This is a genomic window from Allomuricauda sp. TY007, from assembly GCF_010468565.1.
Lineage (GTDB): Bacteria > Bacteroidota > Bacteroidia > Flavobacteriales > Flavobacteriaceae > Flagellimonas.
Map to the genome: position 1 here is coordinate 1 of NZ_WUEG01000030.1, position 3,412 is coordinate 3,412.

Consider the following 3,412-nt stretch of genomic DNA (forward strand, 5'->3'; position numbering starts at 1 on the left):
AGTGAAGGCAATGGAGAAGCAAGTTTTACGGTGCCCTGCGATTGGGAGAACAAGCACAATAAGGACAAAGAAGGCCAGCCACGTCATTTCTATTTAAAAGAAAAGGAAAGCGGCGAGGAGTTCCCGAGGGCCTATTATGTAAAGAACCCCAACAAAACAGATGAGGAGAACAAAAAGAACAGCCAGCGTATAGGTGCCTTGATGTTAAAAGTGGCCAAGAGCCTTGAGCGGGATAAGGCCCAAGAAAAGAGCAGTGCCGTGGTGCTTGGGGAGGAGCTGCCGCCGCCCGAAAAGAAAACTTTGAAAGAAGGGGCATGCCCTGAATGTGGAAAGAAGCATGTTGATTTGAGGAAGAAATTGATTTTTAAAAAGCAGGCAGCAGGGTCGACTAACTGTGGAGAGGTTGCTAGAAGTATAATTAGACAATTGGGGATTACTTGTGAAGGGTATGATATCCATGGGGTTGCATATTATCAATTGGTATTGGAAAATGCTTCACATACGAAGTTGGTTTTTGACAAAGGGGAATCAATTAAGGCTATTCAATATCTAGATAAAGCAATAGATTTTGGGCATCCAGTAAGAGTAGGAGTGAATCATACTTTAGGGGGGAATATAAATGAAGATTCTTATCCTACGACCGATCATTATGTGGTTATTGTGGGTAGGAAATGTATCGATGGAAAGATAAATTATACTTTTTGGGACGTGGGAACAAAAAGAGGAAAAAGTACTGAATGGTTATTCCAGCTAAGGGATGGCTATAAACTCGTAGCCGATAAAACATATAAATCAGGTAATAAACCTTACACTGTAACACAAATTGCCAGAAACATAAAACCAAATGGGAAAATCATCGAATATTAAGTGCTTGTTTGCTTGTTTGCTTGTTTGCTTGTTTGCTTGTGACAAAAAAGAGAAAAAATTATTTGTTGAAGGTCATACCTTCTATAAAGTTGTTGAAACTGATTCTTCGACATATTTATTCAAGCCATGTGATGCCTCTATAAGTGCATATTCTTTTAGAGAAGACAAGATTGTTAAGACAACATCTCAAGATGGAAAATATGTATATGATTTTAAATCTAAAATTATTGATGAAAATTCAATAGTTTTCTATAAGATGATAAATAGGTTATTCCCCCATAGCTACCCTGATTCCGAGATGCAAATACATAGGGTTGATGAAAGCTTTATTAAGATAGATGATATACTTTATATTGACAGCTTGAGTATTCATAAATTAAAATATAGAAAACAACCATGCACAGATTGTTGGGAAAAGGAGGATTGTGATGAAATGAAGAAAAACGGCGAGTGGTAAAAGGTGATACGGTGAAGGCAGAGACAAGGAACCTAATTGACAAGACCTTGGATTTTGAGGTCTGGGAGGACAAAAAGCAGGACAACCACACGGACGGGTACAGTACCTATGACACCTGGGACGACGAAAAACTCCCTGAGACCGTACAGATAAAGATAGACAGCAAGGGCAATGGCGAAGCAAGTTTTACGGTGCCCTGCGATTGGGAGAACAAGCACAATAAGGACAAAGAAGGCCAGCCACGTTATTTTTATTTAAAAGAGAGGGAAAGCGGCGAAGAGTTCCCGAGGGCCTATTATGTAAAGAACCCCAACAAGACAGACGAGGAGAACAAAAAGAACAGCCAGCGTATAGGTGCCTTGATGTTAAAAGTGGCCAAGAGCCTTGAGCGGGACAAGGCCCAAGAAAAGAGCAGTGCCGTGGTGCTTGGGGAGGAGCTGCCGCCGCCCGAAAAGAAAACCTTGGAAGAAGGGGCATGCCCTGAATGTGGAAAGAAGCATGTTGATTTGAGGAAACGGATGGTTTTTAGGAAGCAATCAAAAAAAGCTAATTGTACTGCCACCTGTAAGAGTATCATATGACAATTGGGGATTGAGGCGGAAGGAGCTACGGAAAATTCGCCTACAAGAACAAGCAGGAAAGAATCTTTTTACCAATTAGCTGATGAAAATGATGAAAGAACTGAATTAGTATTTCATAGTGAAGATGTCAATGCCGGGTTATTGTATTTAGATAAATCATTAGAGCATGGTTATCCAGTATTATTAGGGGTAAACCATACTTTAAAATACAGAAGACATGGAGTTATTAATGAAGATACTACCGATCATTATATTGTCGCTGTGGGCAGAAAATGTGTTAATGGTCAAGTACATTATATTTTTTGGGATGTAGGTACTCGGTATGGTGCTAAGAAAGAATGGTTACTTGAATTAAAGTCAGATAGCTCCTTAGTTTCGGTAAGTAATTATAGGGCAGATGGGAAAGCTTATACGGTTACACAAATAAGAAGAAATAAGAAAAAAGGTGAATACATTAAGTTTTAATAAGAATTGCTTGTTTGCTTGTTTGCTTGCAAGAATGGGAGACAACATTTTTTGGACGGAATTACTTTAGTTGAAGTAAAAGAGGATAGTTTGGGAAATAAAATCAATTATGTATCATGTATAGTAAGTACTATAAAATATAGGTTCAAGAACGGTTTTATATATATTCAACCCAGAATGGATGTTGAAGAGAGATATGAAATAAAATCTATTAGAAAATATGCGGATTCCCTGGTAATCAAAACTTACCCTGTAAAAGGAGGATCGGCTACATATTACATTAAATTAAAAAAAGTTGATGAATTATATTGGAAAGAGGAATCATATAATGAGGTGAATTTTTTTACAGATAGTTTGAATTCAATAGAGCTACCTGTTGTTGAACAGCCATGTATAGAGTGCTTTAACAAAGAAGAGTGTGATGAAATGAAGAAAAACGGCGAGTGGTAAAAGGTGATACCGTAATGGTAAAGGTAGAGACAAGAAACCTAATTGACAAGACCTTGGAGTTTGAGGTCTGGGAGGACAAAAAGCAGGACAACCACACGGACGAGTACAGTACCTATGACACTTGGGACGATGAGGACATGAGAGCAAACTTCAAAATAACCATTGACAGCGAGGGCAAGGGCGAGACAAGTTTTACGGTGCCCTGCGATTGGGAAAATAAGCACGGTAAGGACAAGGAAGGCCAACCACGCTATTTTTATTTAAAAGAGAAAGAAAGCGGTGAAGAGTTCCCGAGGGCCTACTACGTAAAGAACCCGAACAAGACCGAAGAGGAAAACAAAAAGAACAGCCAGCGTATAAGCGCCTTGATGCTAAAATTGGCCAAGAGCCTTGAGCTGGATAAAGGCACGTGGGTCATTAATGTAGCTATACTTGAAAAAAGGAGACACTATCCCAATAAGTGTGTAAGTTGAAAATAACGGGGGTTGGACTTTATTAGAGTCTGACCCTTTTTTCATAGATCGTTAGGAACTGGTTTAAAATGATGCCCCAGTTCCTGATGGGCATGGACCACTTCTTTGTGGCCTCCCTT

The 3,412-nt window shown here is 39.3% G+C and carries 6 protein-coding genes; all 6 read left to right on the plus strand.

The window, feature by feature from the left end; translation table 11 throughout:
• Positions 1-867 (plus strand): hypothetical protein (locus tag GO009_RS17140; protein ID WP_203532487.1); only part of this gene is annotated, 867 nt, incomplete at its 5' end.
• Positions 845-1,324: a hypothetical protein gene (locus GO009_RS17145; RefSeq protein WP_163627939.1), complete on the plus strand. Its 480-nt coding sequence runs from the start codon at positions 845-847 to the stop codon at positions 1,322-1,324. The genes GO009_RS17140 and GO009_RS17145, both read left to right, overlap by 23 nt.
• A complete protein-coding gene (locus GO009_RS17150; RefSeq protein WP_163627940.1) occupies positions 1,318-1,905 on the plus strand; it encodes a hypothetical protein in 588 nt (195 codons plus the stop codon). The genes GO009_RS17145 and GO009_RS17150 overlap by 7 nt, the downstream gene beginning before the upstream one ends.
• Positions 1,906-1,908: 3 nt before the next feature.
• Positions 1,909-2,370 (plus strand): hypothetical protein, encoded by a 462-nt coding sequence (locus GO009_RS17155; RefSeq protein WP_163627941.1) that lies wholly within the window; start codon positions 1,909-1,911, stop codon positions 2,368-2,370.
• A 51-nt stretch (positions 2,371-2,421) separates the two neighbouring features.
• Positions 2,422-2,820: a hypothetical protein gene (locus GO009_RS17160; protein ID WP_163627942.1), complete on the plus strand. Its 399-nt coding sequence runs from the start codon at positions 2,422-2,424 to the stop codon at positions 2,818-2,820.
• A gap of 14 nt (positions 2,821-2,834) precedes the next feature.
• On the plus strand, positions 2,835-3,293 hold the full coding sequence (locus GO009_RS17165; protein WP_163627943.1) for a hypothetical protein: 459 nt from the start codon (positions 2,835-2,837) through the stop codon (positions 3,291-3,293).
• The last annotated feature ends 119 nt before the right edge of the window (positions 3,294-3,412 follow it).